A 20,392-nucleotide genomic window follows, 5' to 3' on the forward strand; every position below is an offset into this window, starting at 1 on the left:
CGGTCCCCCATGGTGTAATGGCAGCACACGGGTCTTTGGAACCCTTTGTCTTGGTTCGAGTCCAGGTGGGGGAACTCGCCGAACGCCCGACAGGCATGTCCGTCGGACCGTCACCGCACGGTACCGACGGATCGCGGTCGGGCGTTTTTCGTCGGTCGTCGTTATCACGACATGCGTTATCACGACATGGAACAGGAGATTCCCGATGGCACTTTCCGCCGCAATCATCCTCGCCGCAGGCGAAGGCACCCGCATGCGTTCCGCCAATCCCAAGGTGCTCCACACATTCGCCGGCAAGACGTTCCTCAACCGCGTCATGGACTCCGTCGCCGCACTCGACCCGGCCACGCTCGCCGTGGTCGTGCACTATCAGGCCGAACGCGTCGCCGCCGCCGCGCGTTCGTACCACGCCGACGTTGAAATCGTTAACCAGGACGACATTCCCGGCACCGGCCGCGCCGTGCAGTGCGCGATGGCCCAGCTCGACGCCGAGCACAAGCTCGACGGCTACGTGCTCATCGCTGCCTCCGACATGCCGTTGCTCGACACCGAGACTTTGCGTGGCCTGATCGCCTTCCATGAGGCCAGCGGCAACGGCGCGACCGTGCTCACCACCATCCTCGACGACCCGACCGGTTACGGCCGCATCATCCGCGACCGCGACGGCCACGTGCTGCGCATCGTCGAACAGCGCGACGCCAACCGCAGCGAACTTGCCGTGCAGGAGGTGAACACCTCCGTGTACGTATTCGACGCGGCCGTGCTCGCGCAGGCCATCGCCGGGCTGAAGAACAACAACGCGCAGGGCGAGTTCTACCTGACCGATGCGCTCGAAACCGCCAAGGCGCAGGGCAACGTCGGCGCGTTCGCCGCTCCTGACCCGCTGAGCGTCGAAGGCGTGAACGATCGCGTGCAGCTCGCCGCCCTGTCGCGCGAGCATAACCGCCGCGTATGTGAAGCGTGGATGCGTTCCGGCGTGACCATCCTCGACCCCAGCACCACGTGGATCGAGGACGACGTCGAACTCGCCCGCGACGTGACCGTGCTGCCCGGCAGCTTCCTGCAGGGCCACACGACCGTCGGCGAGGCCGCCGTGATCGGACCGTACACGACGCTCATCGACGCGACCGTCGACGCCGAAGCCGTCGTCGAACGCTCCCGCGTGCAGGGCACCCACATCGGCCGCGCCGCGAACGTCGGCCCGTGGACCTACCTGCGTCCCGGCAACGAGCTCGGCGAGGAATCCAAGGCCGGCGCGTTCGTCGAAATGAAGAAGGCGCACATCGGCAACGGCACCAAGGTGCCGCACCTGAGCTACATGGGCGACGCCACGCTCGGCGACCACACCAACATCGGCGGCGGCACCATCACCGCCAACTACGACGGCGTGCACAAGAACAAGACCCATATCGGCGCCGGCGCGCACATCGGCGCGGGCAACCTGCTCGTCGCCCCGGTCGAGGTCGGCGACAACGTCACCTCCGGCGCGGGATCCGTCATCCGCCACGACGTGCCCGACGACACGATGGTCTACTCCGAGAACACGCAGCACAACGTCGAGGGCTGGAAGCCCAAATGGGAGCGCTGACCGGCGTTCATCATCAACCAAACCGTAACCAAACGAGTCGCAACCAACAGAAAGAGCACAGATTTGACCGCAGCGCAGAATTCCATCGACGCCATCCGCATCGCCGCCGAAGCGGCCGACCGACTCAAGGCCACCGACATCGTCGCGTACGATGTCAGCGACCTGCTCGGCATCACCGACCTCATGCTCGTCGCCACCGCGTCGAACGAACGGCAGGTGCTCGCCGTCGCGCAGGAAGTCGAAAAGGACCTGTATCTCAAGTGCGACAAGCGCCAGCCACGCTCGCGCGAGGGCCTGACCGAAGCCCAGTGGGTGCTGCTCGACTACGGCGACTACATCATCCACGTGATGCACGAGGAGGCGCGCGAATTCTACCGTCTCGACCGGCTGTGGCGCGACTGCCCGACCGTCGACCTCGGTCTCGCGCATCCGGAGGAGAGCAAGACGGCAACGGAGGAGTGACTGCTGTGTGCTGACATAATGTACGTTATGTCAGCACACAGCTGATCGTCCGTCCGTCATAAAGGGGAGGTATTCGGATGACCGCAAGCACGCATGTCCGTTCGATCACGCTGGTACGCCACGGACGCACGTCCTACAACGCGCGCCACTGCTTCCAAGGCCAGATCGACATCCCGCTCGACGAGATCGGCCGCTGGCAGGTCGCGCAGACCGGCGCCGCGCTGAAGGCGCTGTACGTCGACGGCCAGCCCGATCGCAGGCAGCTGGTCGTCGCCTCCGATCTGAGCCGTGCCGCCGCCACCGCGCACGCCTTCGCCGATCCGCTGGGACTCGAGGTCCACCTCGACGAGCGCGTGCGCGAACGCAGCTTCGGCCAATGGGAAGGCATGGAGGTCGCCGAGATCGCCCGCCAGTACCCGGACGCCTACCGTTCATGGGCCGAATTCCGCGGCGGCGAGCTTGAGTACGGCTGCGAACCCAAGGAACACGTCGGCGCGCGCGGCGTCGCGGCGCTGAACGACTGGGCATACCGCGCCGGCGACGACACCGACCTGTTCGTGTTCTCGCACGGCTCGTGCATCATGCAGACCACGATCATGCTGCTGGGGCTGAATCAGGTGCATCCCGAGTTCTCCGACGTCATGTCGATGCGCAACGCTCACTGGGCGCGGTTCGTAGCGGTCGATCTGCCCGACGGCACGCTGCGCTGGCGGCTTATGGACTATAATCACGGGCCGGCGTTGGCCGACACCGACCAGTGGGAGCATCCGACGCTCACGGACTGACCGCGCGGCGCGACTGACGGGACAGGCGAAATCGTAAACTCCGCGCCGCGGACGTATGCTGGAAGCGACGGCATCCGCACGGCATAAGGAGCGACGCGATGACCAACGACCCGAACCTCACCACGATCTGGTGGCAGATCTACCCGCTCGGCTTCACCGGCGCGCCGATCCGCCCGCAATCCGACGCCGAACGCGCGCTCACGCCGCGCCTCGACATGATCACCTCGTGGCTTGACTACCTCATCGACCTCGGCGCGAACGGCCTGATGCTCAACCCGATCTTCGCGTCCACCAGCCACGGCTACGACACCGTCGACTACTACCGCATCGACCCGCGCCTCGGCGACGATGCGGCCTTCGACCGGCTTGTCGCCGCATGCCATGAACGCGGCATCCGCATCATGCTCGACGGCGTCTTCAACCATATCGGCCGCGAATCGGCCCTGTTTCAACAGGCGCTCGCCGGCGACGATCCGGCCGCCGAACGCATGTTCCGCATCGACCGCGACGCGACGACCGGCAACGTCACCGACTACGCGCGATTCGAAGGTAACGGCGACCTGCCGTCCTTCAACCACGACGATCCGGCCGTGGCACGCCTCGTCGCAGACGTGATGCTCCACTGGATGCGCCGTGGCGTCGACGCGTGGCGCCTCGACGCGGCCTACGCCGTGCCGCCCGCCTTCTGGACCCGCGTGCTGCCCGACGTGCGCCGCGAATTCCCGCACGCGTGGATCATGGGCGAGGTCATCCACGGCGACTACGCGGCGATCGCGCGCGACTCCGGTATGGATTCGGTCACCCAATACGAACTGTGGAAGGCGATCTGGAGTTCGATCAAATCCGGCAACTTCTACGAACTCGACTGGTCGCTCAAACGGCACAACGAGTTCATGCGTACGTTCACGCCGCTCACGTTCGTCGGCAACCACGACGTGACCCGCATCGTCAGCCAGATCGGCGAAGCGGAGGCGGCGCTCGCCATGACCGTATTGCTCACGGTCGGCGGCGTGCCGAGCATCTATTATGGCGACGAACAGGCGTGGCGCGGCGTGAAAGCCGACGTGATGGGCGGCGACGATGCGGTACGGCCGATGTTTCCCGCCACGCGCGACGGGCTGGGCGGTGACGGTGCATGGATGTTCCGTCTGATCCAAGGTCTGATTTCGATCCGCCGACGCAATCCGTGGATGGCGCGGGCCGTGACCGAGCCGACGCAGGTGAGCAACCGCGTGTACTCGTACGATGTGGTCGGCACCGGGGAGGATGCGGGGCGGCGGTTGCACGTCGACCTGCGGCTGGGGGAGCGGCCGACCGCCGACATCAGCGAGGGCGGCGTCAACCTGTACCACGTCGTGCACTGAGCGGCGCGGGAGTGCCCGGTCCGGCTGGTCAGACCGCCCCGTATACTGTTCTGGGCCGTTTCGCCGGCCGTCATCGTATCGACAGCAGAGAGAACAGTATGAGCCAGTCCGACACCGACACTCCCGCCGAACCGATCCCGGATGCCTCGACGCAGACGCCGACCCCGTCCACTGACACGTCCGCCAACCACAGGCACGCGTTGCACACCAATCTCAAACGCGGCATGGAATCGCGGCACCTGCAGATGATCTCGCTCGGCGGCGTCATCGGCACCGGCCTGTTCTTGAGCTCCGGCTACACCATCCAGCAGGCCGGCCCGATCGGCACGATCCTCGCGTACGCCATCGGCGCGCTCATCGTGTACCTCGTCATGCTCACGCTCGGCGAGCTGTCCGTCGCCATGCCCGTCACCGGTTCGTTCCACGTGTACGCCGAACGGTTCATCGGCCCGGGCACCGGTTTCGTCGTCGCCATCCAGTACTGGCTCACCTGGACGGTCGCGCTCGGCTCCGAATTCACCGCAGCCGGACTGCTCATGCAGCGATGGTTCCCGCATACGCCCACATGGGTATGGTCGGCCGCGTGCATCGTGCTCATCTTCACCGCGAACGCGTTGTCGGTGCGGTTCTTCGCCGAGGCGGAGTTCGTGTTCGCGTCGATCAAGGTGTTCGCGATCTGCGCGTTCATTGCCATCGGTCTGCTTGCCATCTTCGGCGCGGTGCCGGTCGCGGGATACACGCATGCGCCCATGTTCGGCAACCTTGTGCGCGACGGGATCTTCCCGAACGGGTTCATGCCCGTGTTCGCGACGATCCTCACCGTCAACTTCGCGTTCTCCGGTACCGAGCTCATCGGCGTGACCGCCGGCGAGACCCGCGACCCCGAAACCGCCGTGCCCAAGGCCATCCACACCACCTTGTGGCGGCTCGTGCTGTTCTTCATCGGTTCGATCGTCGTCATGTGCGCGCTCATCCCGTGGCGCGAGGCCGGCGTGGGCGAAAGCCCGTTCGTGCTCGTGTTCAACTCCATCGGCATCCCGTATGCGGCCGACATCATGAATTTCGTGGTGCTCACGGCCGTGTTGTCCGCCTCCAACTCCGGCCTGTACGCATCCACCCGCATGGTGTGGTCGATGGGCAACGAGGGCATGATCCCGCGTTGGTTCGCCAAAACCAATCGCCGCGGCGTGCCGATGCTCGCCCTGTGCGCGGCCATGGCCGGCGGGCTGTTGGCGCTCCTGTCGTCCGTGATCGCCGCATCCACCGTATATCTCGTGCTCGTGGCGCTGTCGGGGTTGTCGGCGGTGGTCGTGTGGATCGCCATCGCGTACTGCCAGATCGTGTTCCGCCGCCGTTGGCTCGCCTCCGGGCATGCCGTCGATGAGCTCAAGTACCGCACGCCCGGCTATCCGTACGTGTCGTGGGCGGCGTTCATCCTGTGCACGGCCTCGTTCCTGCTCGTGTTCTTCGACAGGGAGCAGCGGTTCGCGCTCGTGGCCGAGCTGCTGTTCATCGTGGTCTGCTACGCCGCCTACTACGTGCAGGCGTGGTGGCGCAAGCGTCATCCGTCGGAACCTGAGTTGCGGCTGCCGTAGCCCGTTGAGGGTGGGGCGGTTTGTTGATCGAGAGGCTGGACCCGTGCAGCAGTCTTCAACGACCTCTCGATCGTCAAACCGACCCGTGCAAAGACTCGGAACCGCCTCTCGATCGTCAAATCCGGTCGCCAAGCGCCGCGACTATCATGGAAACCGAAGAGGTGGTTGCCATGATGAGGTTGTTCCACAACGGGATCACGGGCAGCGGCGGCGATGATGCCGCCCGCACCCTGCCCGCATCGATCTATATCCGTTCGGCCGCGGTGGCCGGCTCGTTCTATCCGGCCGATGCCGGCGAACTGCGCACGATGATCGACCGGCAGCTGGACTACGCCCGCACGCTCCTGCACGATTCCGGATTCGCGCAACGGCTGCCGGCCGGCGCGCCGAAGGCAGTGATCGTGCCCCACGCCGGATACGTGTACTCCGGCACGACCGCGGCGCTCGCCTACGCACTGCTCGAACGCGGCCGTGGCACGATCCGCCGCGCCGTGATCATCGGCCCGACGCACCGTGTCGCCGTACGCGGCGTGGCCTGTCCGTCCGCATCCGCATTCGTCACCCCGCTCGGCACCGTGCCGGTCGATCGTGACGCGGAACGCCGCGCGCTTGCGGCCGTGCCGTGTCTGACCGTCAATGATGCGACGCACGCCCGCGAACATGCGGTGGAGGTGCAGATCCCGTTCCTGCAGCGGGTGCTCGGCGACGATCTGACCATCGTGCCGCTCAACGCGGGTGATGCGAGCCCGGTCGAGGTCGGCGACGTGATCCAGACCTTGTGGGGCGGTCCGGAGACGGCGATCGTGATTAGCTCCGATCTGTCGCACTACCATCCTGAATTGGTTGCCCGGGTTTTGGATGACGAGACCATTGCCCACATCGTGCCGCTGGGGGATCCGACGATCCGCCCGAATCGCGCGTGCGGCGCGTACCCGGTCAACGGTCTGCTGGCCGCCGCGCGGGCGAAGGCTGTGCCGGTGCGGTTCCTCGGCTGCTCGACTTCGGGCGACGATGGGGAAGTGGCGCTCGCCAACGCCGCCGACGGCCGGCATGCGGAACGCCCGCCGATGCGCGACCCCGATACGCCGGTGGTTGGCTATGCGTCGTTCGCCGCATGGGAGCAGGGCGTGCTGACCCACGAAGCGATGCCGGCCGAATCCGATAGCCATTGTGCGGCTGACCGTGTCTCCGACAGCACCGCCAATCTGCCTGATCATGCCGACACGGTGCTGCCCGGTCTGGCCCGCGCCGCACTCGAACGGTATCTCGGCCTCGACAACCCCGGCGACCCCACGCCGGCTGACATCGTCGCCGCGCATCCCGAACTGCACCGGACGGGCGCGAGCTTCGTCACGCTGACCAAGCATGGACGACTGCGTGGCTGCATCGGCACGCTTGAAGCCCATCAGCCGCTCGGCCGCGACATCGCCGAACACGCCATCGACGCCGCCGCGCGCGACCCGCGATTCCGCCCGGTCGCCGCCGACGAATACCCGGACATCAGCGTCGAGGTATCGGTATTGTCCGAGCCAGAACCGATGCGCGTGCAGTCTCGCGCCGCGTTGGAAACGATGCTCAAGCCCGATCGCGACGGGCTCATCATCGACGACGGCCGCGGCCACCGTGCCACGTTCCTGCCGCAGGTGTGGGCCGAACTGCCGGACAGCCACGAGTTCGTCGGTCACCTGCTGCGCAAGGCCGGCCTACCGGCATCCTACGATTGGCAGGATGGCAGCATGACCTGCCAGCGGTACACCGTCACCGCATTCGGCGAGGAGTCGGCATGATGAACACGAACGGTCCGACGTCGACAACCGTCACGAAATCAGGCATCACGGAATCGGCCGCCGCGGCACGAACCGCCGATCGCGACCCGGCTATCGGCCGCTGGCAGCACCGTCTGTCGGACGGCCGCGCGCAATGTGACCTGTGCCCGCGCCATTGCACACTGCGTGACGGCCAACGCGGCTTCTGCTTCGTGCGTTCCAACCATCACGGCATGATCATGCTCGACGCCTATGGCTTGAGCTCCGGTTTCGCGATGGACCCGGTCGAAAAGAAGCCGCTCAACCACTTCCATCCCGGCAGTGCGGTGCTGAGCTTCGGCACGGCCGGCTGCAACAGCGCCTGCCGCTACTGCCAGAACTGGTCGATCTCCGCCTCCCGCCAGTGGAGCACGCTCGCCGTTGAGGCCTCGCCGGAGCGGATCGCCGCCGTCGCGGCGGAGTACGGCGCGCGGTCGGTCGCGTTCACCTACAACGATCCGATCATCTTCGCCGAATACGCGATCGACACCGCACAGGCCTGCCATGCGCGCGGCATCGAGGCGATCGCCGTCACCGCCGGATACATGGAATCCGCGCCGCGCACCGACTTCTATCGGGTCATGGACGCCGCGAACATCGATCTCAAGGGGTTCACCGAGGACTTCTACCGCACCGTCACCGGCACGCATCTGCATGACGTGCTCGACACGATCGCATACGTATGCAATGAGACGGACACGTGGGTCGAACTGACCACCTTGCTCATCCCCGGCTACAACGACGACGATGCGCAGCTGCATGCTGAATGCGCGTGGATCCGCGAGCATTGCGGCCGCGATGTGCCGCTGCATTTCTCCGCGTTCCACCCGGACTACCGGATGCGCGATGTGCCGCCCACGCCGCTCGCCACGCTCGTGCACGCGCGTGAGATCGCGATGGAGGAGGGACTGCGGTTCGTGTACACCGGCAACGTGATCGACCGCGAAGGTGGCACCACGTATTGTCTCGACTGCGGTGCGGCGCTCGTCGTACGCGACCGGTACGAGATCGACGGTTATCGGCTGACGCCCGACGGACGCTGCCCGGATTGCGGATGCGTGATTCCGGGTCGGTGGGATGCCGACGGGGCCGGTGATTTCGGATGTCGGCGTTGGCGCGTGGCCATGCGCGCGTAGCCGGGCGTTCTGGGCCGGTGAAGGACGCGTGCGCATACGTGCGGAAGAGCGGAAGATGCTGCGTCGCGGTGGCTGCCGTGCTGATTCGTGAAGATTTTGCCGGGAAGCTGTAAGGGTTACGTTGTTTTCACCCAAGGCTCAGCACGTTGCCAAGAAATCCCGCTATTGTTGCGTCGCGTGAGGAATTTTTTCAAGGGCATTTCCATTTCGTCGCTGATCGCCGGCGCGTTGGCGGCGGTCACGTCGTTTCTGTTGTCGGCGAAGATCGGCGTCGCGGGATCGGTGATCGGCGTCGCCGCGGGTTCGATCGTATCCGCGGTCGCGTCGCAGATCTACAAGAACGTGCTCAAGGCGTCAGGCGAGAAACTACAGACCATGACCGGTGTGGGGACCGGCGGCAACGCGGATGACACAACCGGTGGGACGGGCGGCGCGGATGGTGCCGGTGACGGTGCGCGCACGGTGGAGTCCGGCGCGTCGCCGACCGACCATGACGATACCGTGGCCATGACCGCGGTGATGCGCGACGACATGGGCGCGACGGACGATCGTCATATCGGACGTGTCGCGGCTTCGGATCGGCTGGACCAGCTGGCGCAGTCGGGACAGGCGGATCGAACCGGGGGCGTCGACGGCACCCGCGTCATGCCGGCTGTGCGAACCGTCTCGTCGGCCGGCGACGCGCATGCCGCTCGTGACGGCCGCGCCGTGCTGGGACATGCCGGTGCGGCTGGTATGCCCGCCGGCCACGTCTCCGCGCGGGCGCTGTCGTCCACGGCCCGGCAGAAGCGCATCGCCATCGTGGTCGCCGTCGTCAGCGCGTTGGTCGCCGTGGCCGCCACGGCGGGCATCATCATGCTGGTGACGCGCGGCCAGGGCACGGATTCGGTCGTCCGCGATCTGGTCCAGACCACGCAGACGCCCAGCCAGCCAGCCGACACGCCGTCGGACAAGCCGCAACAACCCGGCGACGGCACGAGCGGCGACGGCACGAGCGATACGAACAAGACCGATACGTCGAACGACGGTACGACCGGCGGCGGCAACGGTACGACCGACGACTCGACGTCGTCCGGCACGAGTGACGGATCGACCGACTCCGACACCTCCGGTTCGACCGGCAGCAGCGACGATACCTCATCCAACACGACCGGCGGCACCACGCAGAACGGCACCTCCGGTTCGACCTCGGACTCCACCGGGTCGTCCAGCTCCGACGGATCCACGTCGACCGGCACGTCGAACGGGTCGTCCACCGGTTCGTCGAGCGATTCGTCGTCCACCGGATCCACGGGATCGTCGTCGAGCGACTCGACAGGCACGTCGACCGGATCGTCCTCCGATTCGACCGGCGGTTCGTCCAGCTCCTCCAGCGATTCCACGACGGGCAGCGGTTCGACCGGCACCTCCGGGCAATGATCGTCGCAGGGCGATTCCCCTCTGGAGATGCCCGCCCGAACGGTGATGACGCGCGGCCGAATGCGCGATGACACGCCGATAGTTGCGCGTTCGGCCCATGCGTCATACACTGTCTCAGGTTCAGCAATGAACGCATAACGCAATCTGGGGCTATGGCGCAGCTGGTAGCGCATCTCCATGGCATGGAGAGGGTCAGGGGTTCGAATCCCCTTAGCTCCACCGGTAACCCGGAATCGTTGTCAGGCAACGGTTCCGGGTTTTTCGTTGTTTCCGGACTCGTGCATGCGGGTTGTCCAACGTGATCGGCTAAGGTGTGCGATGGTTAGGGGCGGAGACGGATGGCCGAAAACCGGCTTCGATCCGTCGAGACACATCGCCCGAACGGTTGGCAAACCACATTCCGAAGCGTCATGGCCGCGTGTGGTCGCCGTCATGCGCTGCACAGCGAAGAAATGGAAGGTCGCATGGAATCGTCCATGGCTCACTTCGATACCGAACATACCGGCGATCCCCGCCAGATGCGTCAGACGCCGCATGATACGCGCAACCCGCACGATACGGACGCCGAACGCATCCCGCTGAGCCTGATCGGCTCGATCGTCGCGGTCGGATCGCTCGCGTTCGTCGGCATCCTCACCGAAACCGTCATGACCGTGCTGTTCCCCCAGCTCATGGTCGAATTCGGCGTCAACACCGCCACCGTGCAGTGGATCACCACGATCTACCTGCTCGTCGTGGCCGCCACCATGCCGTTGTCGTCGTTCCTCAACCGCCGGTTCACGTTCAAGGCCCTGTTCGTCGCGGCCGTCGTGCTGGCCGTCACCGGCTCGCTCCTCATGATCGTCGGCCATACGTTCCCGCTGATCCTCATCGCGCGTGTGATCCAGGGCGTCGGCTCAGGCGTGGCCACGCCGCTCATGATGAACATCATCCTCCAGCAGGCGCCGCGGTCCAAGGTCGGCCAGCTCATGGGCGTGGGCTCGCTGGTCATCACCGTCGCACCGGCCATCGGCCCGACCGTCGGCGGCGCGATCTCCAGCGTGCTGCCGTGGCGTGCGATCTTCGTCATCGTCATTCCGATCGTGCTGTTGCTGTCCCTGCCGGTCGGCCTCAAGTGCATCCGTCAGACGCGACCGACCGAAGACGCACAGCTCAACCCGCTGCAGTTTGTGGCAATCGTGCTCGCCCTGTGCGGACTGATCTTCGCGCTCAACCAAAGCGGCGTGGCGATCAGCGCAGCCGTATCCGGCGGTTCCGGCGCGATGCGTTCCGCGATGCTGGCCGCGGTCAGTCTGATCATCGGCGTCGGCTCGCTGCTGTTCTTCGGCTGGTCGTCGAAGCGTTCGTTCTCGCCGCTGATCCGACTCGGCTGGCTGCGCGATCCGGTCGTGCTGCTGCACCTGCTGCCGTACCTGCTCATGCCGATCAACGGCATCGGTTTCGGCTATGTGATCACGAACGTGGCGCAGATGTCGCTCGGCACGTCCGCGTTCGTGGCCGGCGCGCTCGTACTGCCGGGCGCGCTGATCGGCGCGTTCTTCGCGCCCGTGGGCGGCATGCTGTACGACCGGTTCGGCGCGCCCCGGCCGGTGCTCGCCGCGATCGGCACGGCCACGCTCGGACCGGTGCTGCTGCTCGTGTGCTCCATGCACCTGACGCCTGGGCTGCTGGCCGGATTCTACTTCATTTTCGGCCTGTGCTATGCACTCGGCTACTCGAACATCATGACGAGTGCGTTGAGTGGCATCGACCGTGAGTTCACGCCGGACGGCAACGCCGTGTTCCAGACGTCGCTGCAGTTCGGCGGCGCGGTCGGCACCGCGTTGTTCTCCACGATTCTCGGCGTGGCGCAGGCCGGCTCGGGTGAGGAGGGATCGGCGGCGTTCCGCCATGCGACCGCAGTCGGCGGTGCGACGGTGTTCGCCACGATGATCGTGATCTGCCTCGTTTCGATCGCGTCGTTGGCCGTTGCATTCCGCACGCGCGCCGCACGTGCCGCGGTTGACGTGGCTGACGCGACCATCGCGCGGTAACGCGTTCCTTTTCTCTGACGGACATCCAGCCGATTGCTGTACCGAAATCGGCTGGATGTCCGTCAGAGGGGCGGCGGATCAGCCGGGGATGATTCGTTGGTCGGAGGTGCAATGCGGAAGATGATGGGGGTCTTTCCCTCGACTGATCCGTTGTGTCTTTTTCCCCCATAACGGACATACAGCCGATTCGGGTGGGTGAATCGGCGGTATGTCCGTTGAAGAACGGTGCTACGTAACGTGACGCATGTCGCGGCGGACGGTCGCGACGTTGCCGTCTATACTGGGACAGATGAGCAACGCATATGTTATTCGCAACATCGTCAATGAAGATGGTTCGGCGCTCGTCAGCGACCACGGCGCGCATGTGATCAACTGGGCTCCCGACGGCGGCACGCCCGTGATCTGGCAGCCGAAGGCCGTGTACCTCGGCGAAGGAACCGCGATCCGCGGCGGCATTCCGGTGATCTTCCCGTGGTTCGGCAAGGGCTACGAGCAGGGTCACGCGACCGACAAGCGGCCGAAGCATGGTTTCGCGCGCGTCAGCGACTGGCACGTCGACCCCGACACGCTGACCGACCGTCACGTCCGCTACACGCTGGACTCCGACGAGATCGACGCCGACACGCTGGCGCAGTTCATCTCCGGTCCCGATCCGCGGTTCCACGCCGAAGTCGACATCGCCGTCGGCCGTGAGCTGTCGGTGGTGCTGACCGTCGAGAACACCGGCGACGCGCCGATCACGTACGAGGCCGCCCTGCACACGTACTTCCGCGTCGGCGACGTGCGCTGCACCCGCATCGCCGGGCTCGTCGACACGCGGTATCTCGACTCGGCCGACGGATTCGCCGAACGCGAGCAGACGAGCGGTCCGCTGACGTTCGACGGCGGCATGGTCGACCGCATCTATTATTCGGACGGCACGCTGCTCATCGAGGACGACGCGCTGCACCGCACGATCAAGGTCGAGAAGAGCGGATCGTCGCAGACCGTGGTGTGGAATCCGGGCGAGGAGGCCGGCAATGCGATCGGCGACATGATGGATGGCGAATGGCGTGACTTCGTATGCGTCGAGGCCGCGGCGAACCGCGATCGTGCGATCACCGTCGAGCCGAGCGACGCGCATACGCTCAGCCAGACGATCCGTGTGAACTGAGCGCCGCGCTAAGTGTCTGCATCGAAGTGGCGCAGCATGTCACAAGGCTGTAGGCGTCCCGCACTGTGATGATGCTTCCCCTCAACGGACATACAGCCGATTTGCCCACCCGAATCGGCTGTATGTCCGTTAATGGGGAAGGATGGAAAGGGAAGCGGAGAAGACGCGGCGTCGTTGTCCAACGTTGCGGCGAGATTGGGGAGCATGGCGAAAAAGGCAGGGGCGGGCGCGCCGGTACGCATCGTGTTCGGCGGCGACCCGTATCTCAACGACCAGATGGTGCGCGACCTGTGCCATCAGGCACTCGACGCCCATCGCGACGCCGAACTCATCGAACTCGACGCCGCCACCGCCGACCGATACGATTTCGACGAAGCGGTCAGCCCGTCCCTGCTCAGCGATCTGGCCGTCGTCAAACTCACGAACCTGCAGAACGCCGACGACAAACTCGCCGAGGCGATCGTCGCCTACTGCAAGGAATCCGCGGCCGATCCGCAGCACGCCAGCATCGTCATCTGCCAACACGAAGGCGGCGTCAAAGGCAAGCGCGTCATCGACCAGCTCGAACGCGCCGGCGCGCGCAAGGACACCGTGCCGGATCTCAAAAAAGCGGACGCGAAACTCAACTTCGTCATCCAACGCTTCGAACGGCAGCATCGGCGTGTCGACCCGATGGCCGCCCAGCAGCTCGTCGCCGTGCTCGGCGACAAAACCGGCGAACTCGCCGCGCTGTGCGATCAGCTGTGCTTCGACTTCGACGACGATCCGATCGGTCTGGACCGCGTCAACCAGTACATGATCGGCAATCCGCAGGTCACCGGGTTCGCCGTCGCCGACACCGCCGTTGCCGGACGCACCGCCGAAGCGATCGTGCAGATGCGTTCGGCCGTCGAACAGGGCACCGATCCGATCGCGCTCATCGGCGCGCTCGCGATGAAACTGCGATCTATGGCCAAGGCATCGGCCGTGCGGTCGGGCGCGATCTCGCAGGCCGAAGCGAAAATGAACCCGTGGGTGCTCAAAAACGCGCAGCGTCAGCTTTCCGGCTGGACGTCGGACGGCATGAGCCGATGCATCGGGCTGCTCGCGTGGGCGGACGAGCAAAGCAAGACGAACGGCGGTGATCCGGTGTACGCGCTCGAACGGTGCATCACCGCGATCAGCCGGAAGGGTCGGGCCGAGTGACGTACGGCCGATGTGGCCGACACGTTCGATGTGGCCGGCATGGCGCATGCATACAAGAACGGACGAATCATGATGGGCAAGGTGAATGATATGAGTCATGACGATCAGGCGAACGGCGTCACCGTCGACGTGCCGACCGACGAGGACATGCGTGCGCTGGGGGAGCGGGTCGCGCGGCAGGTGCACGGCGGCGACGTGCTGCTGCTGTCCGGTCCGCTCGGCGCCGGCAAGACCACGTTCGCGCAGGGATTCGGCCGGGGCTTGGGCATCGGTGAGCCGATCGTGTCGCCGACGTTCACCATCGCCCGCGAACTGGACGGACGGTTCGCCGACGGCACGCCGGCACATCTCGTGCACGTCGACGCGTACCGGCTCGGCGGCAACGCGTACGCGCCCGGACAGGACGCGATCGGCCGGCTGCTCGACGAACTCGAATCGCTTGGACTCGACGAGGAACTGGAGGATCCCGGCGAGCAGACGGTGATCCTCATGGAATGGGGCGAGCAGATGGTGGCCGCGCTCGCGCCGGAACGGCTGGAGATCCACATTGACCGGTCGATCGCGGCCGATGGCCCTGCGGCGGCGGGGACGATGGCGGACGGTTCGGACGTGGACGCCGAACTGACCGGCGACGGCATGCGCGTCGTGACGTTGGTGCCGGTCGGCACACGATGGCGCGGATTTGCGCTGTAGTCCCGACGACCGTGCGCCGTTGCCCGTTCGTGCGTCGGATCGCGGATTCGCGCGCGTGTTGTAGACTCGCTACAGTTATGCGCGCGCTGACGTCGTGCGCGGTTGTTGCGGGTGAGAAGAGGTTCGTATGGGCTGCACATTGGTGATCGACACGTCGTACGGTTCGACCGTAGGCATCGTGGGACGCGAGCCGATCGTCGAAACCGACTCGCGCACCCACGTCGAACGACTGCAGGTCAATATCGCGCGGGCGATCGACGACGCCGGACTCGCACCGTCCGACATCGACACGATCGTCGTCGGCATCGGCCCCGCACCGTTCACCGGCCTGCGCGCCGGCATCGTCACGGCCAAGGCCCTGGCGTTCGCGACCGGTGCGAAGCTCGTCGGGCAGAACGTGCTCGAACCGCAGCACGAGATGCTGGGCGCCGCCATGAGCGGCGACATGTTCGCCGGCGTCGGCTTTCTTGCCGCTCTGCCGCGGCCGGTGCCGGCCGACGAGGCACGGGATTCCGACGACCCGGCTGTGCGCGCGGGATACGCCGAACTCGACCGTCATGTCACCCTGTGCGTGAACGACGCGCGACGCAAGCAGCTGTACTTCACGCTCATCCACGGCACGATCAACATGCCCGACGACGAGGCCGACGCCAACCGTTGGGTCGGCATGGACATCGACTATCCCGAACGGATCGTCGAACGTGTGCGCGACGTGATCGCCGCACGGTCCGCACGCGACGGCGTGCGTTACATCGTGGACATTGCCGGCCACGGCGCCGCCAAATACGCGTCCGCATGGGTGGGATTCGGCGACGTGCTCGGCTGTGTGGCCGACGGTTCGGTACTGGACGCGGGGGCGGACGGCGTGGCGCTGTTCGCGGCGACCGCGCTGTCGCGAGGGCTGCGCGGCGACCGGGAGGTGCCGGTCGAACCGCTGTACCTGCGCCGACCGGACGCGGAGATCCCAGCGCCGCTCAAGCACGTGCTCAACCACGCCGGCGCGGAAAGGACCGCCTGATGCTGGTGTCGCTGGACGAACTCGACCGCGAGACGGCCGTGGCCGCCGTACGCGCGCTCGAAGTCGAACTGTTCGGCAGCCACGCGTGGAGCGAGGCGTCGATCCGACAGGAACTCGACGCGCCGGCGCGCATGTACGTGTTCAATATCACGGATACACGGGACGATGACGCGATTCGGCCGGCCGATGTACGCGGATTCGCCGGATACTGGTACGACGGCGACGACGCGGAGATCATGGACGTCGGCGTCGGCAAGGCATACCAGCGGCAAGGCATCGCGGCCTCGATGATGACCTGGCTGATCGACCGGGCGTGCGAGCAGGGCGCGCGACGCATCCTGCTGGAAGTCAGCGTCGTCAACGATCCCGCCATCGCACTGTATCGCCGGTTCGGATTCGAAAACATCGGATTGCGGCGACGATACTACCAGCCGGAAGGCATCGACGCGCACGTCATGGCACTAGATCTCGAGCCGCGCATCGTCGGCTTCCAGAGCGCGGGTGAGCGCCGCGACACGACGGACGCGGAACACAAGGAACAGACGACACACACCGATCACGAGGAGACACGATGAGCGAACCGATCGTACTGGGCATCGAATCGACCTGCGACGAAACCGCCGCGGCCATCGTACAGGGCCGCACGCTGCGCTCCAACGTCGTCGCCTCATCCATGAACGAACACGCGCGATACGGCGGCGTGATCCCCGAGATTGCCTCCCGTGCGCACGCCGAAGCGTTCGTGCCATGCGTCTCGCAAGCGCTCGCCGACGCCGGACTGGAACTGGCGGACGTGGATGCGATCGCCGTATCCGCCGGTCCGGGTCTTGCCGGATGCCTCGCGGTCGGCGTGTCGGGCGTGAAGGCGCTCGCATGGGCGGCCGGCAAGCCGATCTACGGCATCAACCACGTGATCGGGCACATCGCGGTCACGCAGCTGCAGTTCGGCGCGTTCCCGCCGGACACGCTCGCGCTCATCGTCTCGGGCGGCCACACGTCGCTGCTGCACGTCGAGGACGTGGCGCGGCACATCGACGTGGTCGGCACCACGCTCGACGACGCGGCGGGGGAGTGCTTCGACAAGGTGGCGCGACTGCTCGGCTTCCCGTACCCGGGCGGCCCGCACATCGACCGACATGCGCAACTGGGCGATCCGAAGGCCATTCGCGTGCCGCAGGGGCTTACGCAGGGCAAGGCCGGCGCGGCGCATCCGTACGACTTCAGCTTCTCGGGCGTCAAGACCGCCGTGGCCCGGTGGATCGAGGAACAGCAGGCAGCCGGGCGCGAGATCCCGGTGGACGACGTGTGCGCGTCGCTCGCCGATTCGGTGGCGACCGTGCTCGCACGCAAGGCGATGCGCGGATGCGAACAGTACGGGTCGCGGTCGCTGATCGTGGGCGGCGGATTCTCCGCGAACTCGCAGCTGCGCGCCAAACTGCTCGAATACGGCGAGCGTTGCGGGGTCGAGGTGCGCATTCCGCAGATCAAGCTGTGCACCGACAACGGCGCGATGGTCGCCATGCTCGGCGTGAACCTGGTCGAAGCCGGCGTGGCACCGTCGGCGCCCGATTTCGCGATCGACTCGGCCATGCCGCTGACCAAGATCAGCATGTGAGCCCAGGCCGTTTTTGGCGCGGCCGGTAGCCGCTCGCCGTTCATTGTCGTTCAGCACCGTTCGTTGTTCACCGTTCATCGTCGTTCACCGTTCACCTCAACGGACATACAGCCGATACGTGCACCGCAATTGGCTGTATGTCCGTTGAGGTTTATGGATACTGACGTTTATGGATACTGACGTTTATGTTCGCCGGTGTTTATGAGCGTCGATCTGGAATCGTTCCCTTTTCCCTTAACGGACATACAGCCGATTCGGGCATGCGTATCGGCTGTATGTCCATTAAGGGGGGCGTATGCCGGCGACAATGCACGCCGGAAACAAAAAAAGCCGCGGACGAACCGCGGCCTGAGGAGCTCCCGCAGCTGGGCTTGAACCAGCGACATTTCGATTAACAGTCGAACGCTCTGCCAACTGAGCTATGCGGGAATATTCATTTATCTTGGATGTCTCCATCCAAGTGAGCTCCCGCAGCTGGGCTTGAACCAGCGACATTTCGATTAACAGTCGAACGCTCTGCCAACTGAGCTATGCGGGAATGTCTTCCGTGCGAAGCGTAGTGCCGCGCACAAGATGTAAATAATATCCGCAATCCACGATAATGCAAATCGACCGGCGCTGCGGCGTGTCGTGGAAAAATGTGGATGGCGGAAAATCATCCACAGCGTTGTCCGGCGACACGCGACAGTGTGGATAACTCATACCTTTCGACCACATACCCCGTTTTCACCGATCCCGACCGCGGCTCATCCGGCATCGTGGAATCACCGCACGAGGCACCGCCCCGCGCGACCGGTAATCAGCCAAGCCGACGATGACGCCGGCGACGATCCGAAAGGAATGACGATGACCATACGCAACCACGCATCCACCGGCAGAACGAACGGCACGGCCGGCACTTCGCATGCGGCAGGCAACGACAACCGCATGGCCCGCGTCGCACGCCATGCCGTATCGGGACTGTGCGCAGCGACGATACTGCTGGGCTCGATGGCGATGATCCCGGCAGCCTCCGCGGCCGACGGCACCCTGACCCTCACGTCGGGCAGCGGCAGTACACTGGCGGGCCACACCTTCAGCATCTACAAACTCGCCACCTATGCCGATGTGGTGTTGAGCGGCAACACCGTGAAAAGCCTGTCCGCGCAAAGCGCAGACGGCGCAACAGATAAGTGGCTTACCACGGCGCTCGACGCCGCCGGTGTCGCCATCGACACGAACGCCGGGCAGAACGCCGCCGCACAGATGCTCCGGCAAACCACCGGCAGTGCCACGTCGCGCAGGATCGCGGCCAATCTGGAATCCACCGTCGCGGGCAAAACCCCGGTGAAAAGCAAGCTGACCTCCAACGCCGCCAGTCTGCCGATCACCCTGCCCGAAGGGTTCTATCTGATCATCGATACGGCCGGCATGCCGATCCTCAGCTCGACCACCGTCTCCGGCAAAACCGTCATGGCCACCGGAGCCACGCTGGGATCGGTCGCCGTCAAAGGCAAGATCGCCACACCGAACAAGCAGATCAAGGCCGCCGACGGTACCTGGAAGGACGCGGCGGCCGCCACGAACGGCGAAACCCGCGAATTCCGCATCCGACTCACTCTGCCGAACCGACTCGCCGCCGACACGATCACCATCGACGACGCGATGTCCGGCATGGAATACGTCAGCGGCTCCTTCGCGGCCACGATCAGCGAAGGCGCCAAGCGAGGCACCGTCGTGACGAAGGAATTCGGCACGATCGGCGTATCCCCAAGCGGCAAGGGATTCAAGGTCACCAGCACGCAGGCGCTCATCGACACGTACGAAAACCAGCAGCTGGAGATCACCTACCGCGCCAAGGTGACCGACGCCACGCGAGCGAACTCCGCAACCAACACGGTGAAGGTCACGGTCAACTGGCTGCCCGACACCACGCCTCCGGGCAAGGAGCCGCCGGCGCCCGGCGAGGACAAGGTGACCGTCGCCACCTACGACTTCGACCTCACCAAGATCAGCGCGTCCAGCACGACCACCAAACGGATCGTCGTGGCCGGAGCCAAATTCACCATCAAAAACGAAACGCTGGGCAAATGGCTCAACTGGGACGATAAGACCGGCCAATGGACCTACGTCGACACGGCGGCGAAGGCGCAGGAGCGCAGCACCGACGCGCAGGGCGTCATCAGCTACGACCGGCTCGGCGCCGGCACGTACCTCATCAGCGAGACGCAGGTGCCGGACGGCTACTTCACCGCCATCAAACCGAGTTTTCGCGTCACCATCGCGGACGACGGCACCACCACCATCGTCGGTGTCGCCCAATCCGGTCTGACCACCAAGGTCACCGGCGCGGACGCGTCCGCAACCACGCCGGTCGCGATCGTCAAGAACGTGGACAGCATGACCCAGCTGCCGGCCACCGGCGGCACGGTCATGGGCGTCATCCTCATCGGCGGCATCGCCGTCCTGCTGTTCGCCGGACTGAACGGCACCAAGGCATACCGCATCAGCCTTGATGGTTCCGAACGCCCGGACGTCCGCGCATGAACCCTGCAGCGACCA

General features: G+C 65.5%; 16 protein-coding genes and 4 tRNA genes. 18 read left to right on the forward strand and 2 right to left on the reverse strand.

The genetic code is table 11. The features are described 5' to 3' along the window. Positions 1-3: 3 nt before the first annotated feature. The 17 genes from DSM100688_RS00455 (at position 4) to tsaD (ending at position 17,851) form a co-directional block, all read left to right on the forward strand. A tRNA-Gln gene (locus DSM100688_RS00455) sits at positions 4-74 on the forward strand. Positions 75-205: 131 nt separating this feature from the next. Then, on the forward strand, positions 206-1,588 hold the full coding sequence (gene glmU, locus DSM100688_RS00460; protein ID WP_152357225.1) for a bifunctional UDP-N-acetylglucosamine diphosphorylase/glucosamine-1-phosphate N-acetyltransferase GlmU: 1,383 nt from the start codon (positions 206-208) through the stop codon (positions 1,586-1,588). Positions 1,589-1,651: 63 nt separating this feature from the next. Then, positions 1,652-2,050, forward strand: coding sequence for a ribosome silencing factor (gene rsfS, locus DSM100688_RS00465; protein WP_152357226.1), 399 nt, complete (start codon positions 1,652-1,654; stop codon positions 2,048-2,050). Between the two features lie 77 nt (positions 2,051-2,127). Then, positions 2,128-2,835, forward strand: coding sequence for a histidine phosphatase family protein (locus tag DSM100688_RS00470; protein WP_152357227.1), 708 nt, complete (start codon positions 2,128-2,130; stop codon positions 2,833-2,835). Between the two features lie 98 nt (positions 2,836-2,933). Beyond that, the gene (locus DSM100688_RS00475; RefSeq protein WP_152357228.1) at positions 2,934-4,199 is read left to right on the forward strand and encodes an alpha-amylase family protein; all 1,266 of its coding nucleotides are present in this window, start codon (positions 2,934-2,936) and stop codon (positions 4,197-4,199) included. Positions 4,200-4,297: 98 nt separating this feature from the next. Beyond that, complete coding sequence (locus tag DSM100688_RS00480; protein WP_152357229.1) at positions 4,298-5,794, forward strand: amino acid permease; 1,497 nt, start codon at positions 4,298-4,300, stop codon at positions 5,792-5,794. 170 nt (positions 5,795-5,964) lie between these two features. After that, positions 5,965-7,581 carry an AmmeMemoRadiSam system protein B gene (amrB, locus tag DSM100688_RS00485; protein WP_239519266.1) on the forward strand — a complete coding sequence of 539 codons (1,617 nt, stop codon included), beginning with the start codon at positions 5,965-5,967 and terminating at the stop codon, positions 7,579-7,581. Continuing rightward, complete coding sequence (gene amrS / locus DSM100688_RS00490) at positions 7,578-8,735, forward strand: AmmeMemoRadiSam system radical SAM enzyme (protein WP_152357231.1); 1,158 nt, start codon at positions 7,578-7,580, stop codon at positions 8,733-8,735. The genes amrB and amrS overlap by 4 nt, the downstream gene beginning before the upstream one ends. 177 nt (positions 8,736-8,912) lie before the next feature. Further along, on the forward strand, positions 8,913-10,154 hold the full coding sequence (locus DSM100688_RS00495; protein WP_152357232.1) for a hypothetical protein: 1,242 nt from the start codon (positions 8,913-8,915) through the stop codon (positions 10,152-10,154). A 146-nt stretch (positions 10,155-10,300) separates the two neighbouring features. After that, positions 10,301-10,373 (forward strand) — tRNA-Ala (locus DSM100688_RS00500). A gap of 299 nt (positions 10,374-10,672) precedes the next feature. Further along, a complete protein-coding gene (locus tag DSM100688_RS00505) occupies positions 10,673-12,187 on the forward strand; it encodes an MFS transporter (protein WP_152357616.1) in 1,515 nt (504 codons plus the stop codon). Positions 12,188-12,476: 289 nt separating this feature from the next. Continuing rightward, on the forward strand, positions 12,477-13,340 hold the full coding sequence (locus DSM100688_RS00510) for a D-hexose-6-phosphate mutarotase (protein WP_152357233.1): 864 nt from the start codon (positions 12,477-12,479) through the stop codon (positions 13,338-13,340). A gap of 204 nt (positions 13,341-13,544) precedes the next feature. Beyond that, entirely contained in the window at positions 13,545-14,525 is a 981-nt protein-coding gene (holA, locus tag DSM100688_RS00515; RefSeq protein ID WP_152357234.1) for a DNA polymerase III subunit delta, read from the forward strand. Between the two features lie 90 nt (positions 14,526-14,615). Beyond that, the gene (gene tsaE / locus DSM100688_RS00520) at positions 14,616-15,218 is read left to right on the forward strand and encodes a tRNA (adenosine(37)-N6)-threonylcarbamoyltransferase complex ATPase subunit type 1 TsaE (RefSeq protein ID WP_163146748.1); all 603 of its coding nucleotides are present in this window, start codon (positions 14,616-14,618) and stop codon (positions 15,216-15,218) included. A 127-nt stretch (positions 15,219-15,345) separates the two neighbouring features. Further along, a complete protein-coding gene (gene tsaB / locus DSM100688_RS00525) occupies positions 15,346-16,236 on the forward strand; it encodes a tRNA (adenosine(37)-N6)-threonylcarbamoyltransferase complex dimerization subunit type 1 TsaB (protein ID WP_152357235.1) in 891 nt (296 codons plus the stop codon). Then, positions 16,236-16,811 (forward strand): ribosomal protein S18-alanine N-acetyltransferase, encoded by a 576-nt coding sequence (gene rimI / locus DSM100688_RS00530; RefSeq protein ID WP_152357236.1) that lies wholly within the window; start codon positions 16,236-16,238, stop codon positions 16,809-16,811. The genes tsaB and rimI overlap by 1 nt, the downstream gene beginning before the upstream one ends. Beyond that, entirely contained in the window at positions 16,808-17,851 is a 1,044-nt protein-coding gene (gene tsaD, locus DSM100688_RS00535; protein WP_152357237.1) for a tRNA (adenosine(37)-N6)-threonylcarbamoyltransferase complex transferase subunit TsaD, read from the forward strand. Before rimI ends, tsaD begins: the two co-directional genes overlap by 4 nt. Positions 17,852-18,207: 356 nt before the next feature. Here tsaD and DSM100688_RS00540 read toward each other — a convergent pair. Beyond that, a tRNA-Asn gene (locus DSM100688_RS00540) sits at positions 18,208-18,280 on the reverse strand. Between the two features lie 36 nt (positions 18,281-18,316). After that, positions 18,317-18,389: transfer RNA gene (locus DSM100688_RS00545), tRNA-Asn, on the reverse strand. A gap of 308 nt (positions 18,390-18,697) precedes the next feature. On the opposite strand from DSM100688_RS00545, the gene DSM100688_RS00550 reads away from it, so the two are divergent. Next, complete coding sequence (locus tag DSM100688_RS00550; protein WP_163146749.1) at positions 18,698-20,377, forward strand: SpaA isopeptide-forming pilin-related protein; 1,680 nt, start codon at positions 18,698-18,700, stop codon at positions 20,375-20,377. Positions 20,378-20,392 lie beyond the last annotated feature (15 nt).

The sequence above is a fragment of the Bifidobacterium ramosum genome (genome assembly GCF_009299505.1).
Lineage (GTDB): Bacteria > Actinomycetota > Actinomycetes > Actinomycetales > Bifidobacteriaceae > Bifidobacterium > Bifidobacterium ramosum.

Coding starts and splice junctions, on each gene's coding strand:
- glmU (WP_152357225.1), top strand. CDS start 206: ATGGCACTTTCCGCCGCAATCATCCTCGCCGCAGGCGAAGGCACCCGC.
- DSM100688_RS00470 (WP_152357227.1), top strand. CDS start 2,128: ATGACCGCAAGCACGCATGTCCGTTCGATCACGCTGGTACGCCACGGA.
- DSM100688_RS00475 (WP_152357228.1), top strand. CDS start 2,934: ATGACCAACGACCCGAACCTCACCACGATCTGGTGGCAGATCTACCCG.
- DSM100688_RS00480 (WP_152357229.1), top strand. CDS start 4,298: ATGAGCCAGTCCGACACCGACACTCCCGCCGAACCGATCCCGGATGCC.
- amrB (WP_239519266.1), top strand. CDS start 5,965: ATGATGAGGTTGTTCCACAACGGGATCACGGGCAGCGGCGGCGATGAT.
- amrS (WP_152357231.1), top strand. CDS start 7,578: ATGATGAACACGAACGGTCCGACGTCGACAACCGTCACGAAATCAGGC.
- DSM100688_RS00505 (WP_152357616.1), top strand. CDS start 10,673: ATGCGTCAGACGCCGCATGATACGCGCAACCCGCACGATACGGACGCC.
- DSM100688_RS00510 (WP_152357233.1), top strand. CDS start 12,477: ATGAGCAACGCATATGTTATTCGCAACATCGTCAATGAAGATGGTTCG.
- holA (WP_152357234.1), top strand. CDS start 13,545: ATGGCGAAAAAGGCAGGGGCGGGCGCGCCGGTACGCATCGTGTTCGGC.
- tsaE (WP_163146748.1), top strand. CDS start 14,616: ATGAGTCATGACGATCAGGCGAACGGCGTCACCGTCGACGTGCCGACC.
- tsaB (WP_152357235.1), top strand. CDS start 15,346: ATGGGCTGCACATTGGTGATCGACACGTCGTACGGTTCGACCGTAGGC.
- rimI (WP_152357236.1), top strand. CDS start 16,236: ATGCTGGTGTCGCTGGACGAACTCGACCGCGAGACGGCCGTGGCCGCC.
- tsaD (WP_152357237.1), top strand. CDS start 16,808: ATGAGCGAACCGATCGTACTGGGCATCGAATCGACCTGCGACGAAACC.
- DSM100688_RS00550 (WP_163146749.1), top strand. CDS start 18,698: ATGACCATACGCAACCACGCATCCACCGGCAGAACGAACGGCACGGCC.